Origin of the sequence: Streptomyces sp. FH025, from assembly GCF_017427025.1 — a bacterium.
Lineage (GTDB): Bacteria > Actinomycetota > Actinomycetes > Streptomycetales > Streptomycetaceae > Kitasatospora.
This window is the reverse complement of sequence record NZ_JAFLNG010000906.1, coordinates 1-2,584: the sequence shown is the minus strand read 5'-3', so window position 1 is coordinate 2,584 and position 2,584 is coordinate 1. Positions and strand designations below refer to the sequence as shown.

At 74.9% G+C, this 2,584-nt stretch carries 4 protein-coding genes; 2 read left to right on the top strand and 2 right to left on the bottom strand.

Annotated elements, in window-relative coordinates:
- Positions 1–816: EamA family transporter (locus J0670_RS35505; protein ID WP_207816713.1), on the bottom strand; the 816-nt coding region annotated here is incomplete at its 3' end.
- A 110-nt stretch (positions 817–926) separates the two neighbouring features.
- On the opposite strand from J0670_RS35505, the gene J0670_RS35500 reads away from it, so the two are divergent.
- Positions 927–1,424 carry a MarR family winged helix-turn-helix transcriptional regulator gene (locus J0670_RS35500; protein WP_207816712.1) on the top strand — a complete coding sequence of 166 codons (498 nt, stop codon included), beginning with the start codon at positions 927–929 and terminating at the stop codon, positions 1,422–1,424.
- A gap of 11 nt (positions 1,425–1,435) precedes the next feature.
- On the opposite strand, the gene J0670_RS35495 is transcribed toward J0670_RS35500, so the two are convergent.
- Positions 1,436–2,266 (bottom strand): methyltransferase domain-containing protein, encoded by an 831-nt coding sequence (locus tag J0670_RS35495; RefSeq protein WP_207816710.1) that lies wholly within the window; start codon positions 2,264–2,266, stop codon positions 1,436–1,438.
- A 28-nt stretch (positions 2,267–2,294) separates the two neighbouring features.
- On the opposite strand from J0670_RS35495, the gene J0670_RS35490 reads away from it, so the two are divergent.
- Positions 2,295–2,584 (top strand): winged helix-turn-helix domain-containing protein (locus tag J0670_RS35490; protein WP_307806837.1); only part of this gene is annotated, 290 nt, incomplete at its 3' end.

Sequence of the window (2,584 nt, the reverse complement as noted above, 5' to 3'; positions counted from 1 at the left end):
CACGACCAGCGCGCCGAGGGCCTGGAGCGGGGTGAGGTCCTGGCCGAGCGCCAGCCAGCCGACGACGGTGGCGACCACCGGGCTGAGCAGGGACAGGAAGGAGAGCGAGGTCGGCGGGAGCGCCCGGAGCCCGCGGAACCACAGCGCGTAGGTGAGGGCGGCGCCGATCAGGCACAGGTAGGCGTAGCCGAGCACGTTGTCGGCGGTGTAGTGGGACGGCGGGGCGCCCTCGGCGAGCAGGGTGACCGGCACCAGCAGCAGTCCGCCGGCGGTGAGCTGCCAGCCGGTGGTGGCGAGCAGCGGGGCGGGGGAGACCCAGCGCTTGGAGAGGACGACGCCGAAGGCCATCACCACCGCGCCGCCGAGCGCGGCGGCCACCCCGATCGCGTCCAGTCGGGCGCCGGCCCGCAGCACCAGCAGGCTGACGCCCGCCACGCCCGCGATGCCGGACAGCACGGTGCGCAGGGTGAGCCGGTCGCCGAGCAGGGCGGCCGAGAGGCCGGCGGTGATCAGCGGCTGGACGGCGCCGACGGTGGCCGCGATCCCGCCGGGGAGGCGGTAGGCGGCGATGAAGAGCAGGGCCTGGAAGACGCCGATGTTGAGCGCGCCGAGGACCAGCGCGCGCCACCACCAGCCGCCCTGCGGCAGGCGGCGGGTGAGGGCGATCAGCAGCAGCCCGGCGGGCAGGCAGCGGATGACGGCGGCGAGGAGCGGACGGCCGGGCGGGAGCAGCTCGGTGGTGACGAGGTAGGTCGTCCCCCAGACGGCGGGGGCGAGGGCGGTCACCAGGACGACGGCGAGACGATTCCTTAGCACTAAGTCAATGTATCTCAGCGCTAAGAGACTCTTCACCGGCGCGAGTGGGTGATGTGGCTCACAGTTACCTCATCGCTAAGGAATCCAGCGGCATCGCCTACCCTGAACCCGTGGCAGATCATGTGGACCGCGTAGTCGCGCAGTGGGCCGCCGAGCGGCCCGACCTGGACGTGTCCCCGATGGAGGTGTTCGGACGGCTCAAGCGCCTCTACCGCCTGGTGGACGCGGAGCTCAACCGCACCTTCGCCGAGCACGGCCTGGACGCCGCCTCCTTCGACGTCCTCGCCACCCTCAAGCGCAGCGGCCCGCCCTACCGCCTCACCCCCACCGGCCTGATGCAGTCCGCCATGGTCACCTCCGGGGCCATCACCCAGCGCCTCGACCGTCTGGAAGCCCGCGGCCTGGTCACCCGGACCCGCAGCGACCTCGACCGCCGCAGCCGCGACGTCGAACTCACCCCCGAGGGCCACGCCCTGATCGAGCGCGCCCTGCCCGCCCACCTCGCCACCGAGCACCGGATCCTGGCCGACCTCGACGACACCGGTACGGCCGCCCTCGTCGAGGCCATGCGGACCCTGCTGGTCACCCTCGACGACGGCCCGGTCTGAGCGGGCCCGCGTCAGGGATTGACCGCCACCGCCTTGAAGAAGGTGTAGTGGAAGGTCCCGCCCGGCCCGGCGGAGCGGCGCAGGTCCGCGATGCCGCGGTCGAAGGCCTCCGGGGTGGTCAGCCCGGCGGCCAGCGCCTCCGCCCGGACGGACTCGACCATCGCGACGAAGGTTCGCCGGGTGAAGCCCTCCACCAGCGCCGGACGGCCGGCGTCCGCGTAGACCGTACGGGGGCGGACCGCCACCTCGACGAACCCGGCCGCCGTGAGCAGCGGGTGGAGGCGGCGCCCGAGCAGGGCGTCGCCGCCCGCCGCGGCCTGGAGCCGGACCAGGTGGTCGATGGTCCGGCGGGCCGGCTCGCTCTCCGGGTGGAACAGCGCCGAGCCGTGGTCGCCCTCGATCACCGTGACCGTCCCGCCCGGCCGGAGCACCCGCCGCAGCGCCGCCAGCGCGGCGGCGGGATCGGGCAGGTGCTCCAGCACGAAGCACAGGAAGACGTGGTCGAACGAGCCGTCGGCGAACGGCAGCCGGTGCAGATCGCCGTGGTGCCACGCGACCCGCGCGGCGGGCGCCTGGGCCGCCACCCGCTCCCGGGCCAGCGCCAGCGACTCGGCGGAGAGGTCCGCCGCCGTCAGCAGCACCCCCGGGCTGGCCGCCAGCAGGTGCACCGTCTGCGCCCCCACCCCGCAGCCCGCCTCCAGCACCCGGCTGCCCGCCGGGTACGCCGTGCCCGCGTGCAGCAGCTCGGCGAGGGTGTCGGCCTGGTCGCCGAGGCGCTGCGCCTCGGTGTCCGAGTAGCCGTGGACGTAGCCGGTCGGGGGAGTGCCCGTTTCGATGGTCATGGGCCCACCCTCGCGCCAGTATGGATCGGTGAACAGGTCCAAAGGCGCCGCACCCGACAGGTCCAAAACGCGCGAGGCGAAGGAGCTCGGCGCCGACTTCCTCCAGCTCGACGCCGCCGAGGCCCCGCCCGGCGGCCTCACCGACTGGCTGGCCCGCCGGCTGCGCGAGGCCGTCGCCGACGGGCGGCTCCCGGCCGGCAGCCGACTGCCCGCCAGCCGGGTGCTCGCGGCCGAACTCGGCGTCTCCCGAGGGGTGGTGACCGACGCCTACCGCCGGCTCGCCGAGGCCGGGCAGGTCACCGGGCGCGGCAGGGGCGG

Coding starts and splice junctions, on each gene's coding strand:
- J0670_RS35495 (WP_207816710.1), bottom strand. CDS start 2,266: ATGACCATCGAAACGGGCACTCCCCCGACCGGCTACGTCCACGGCTAC.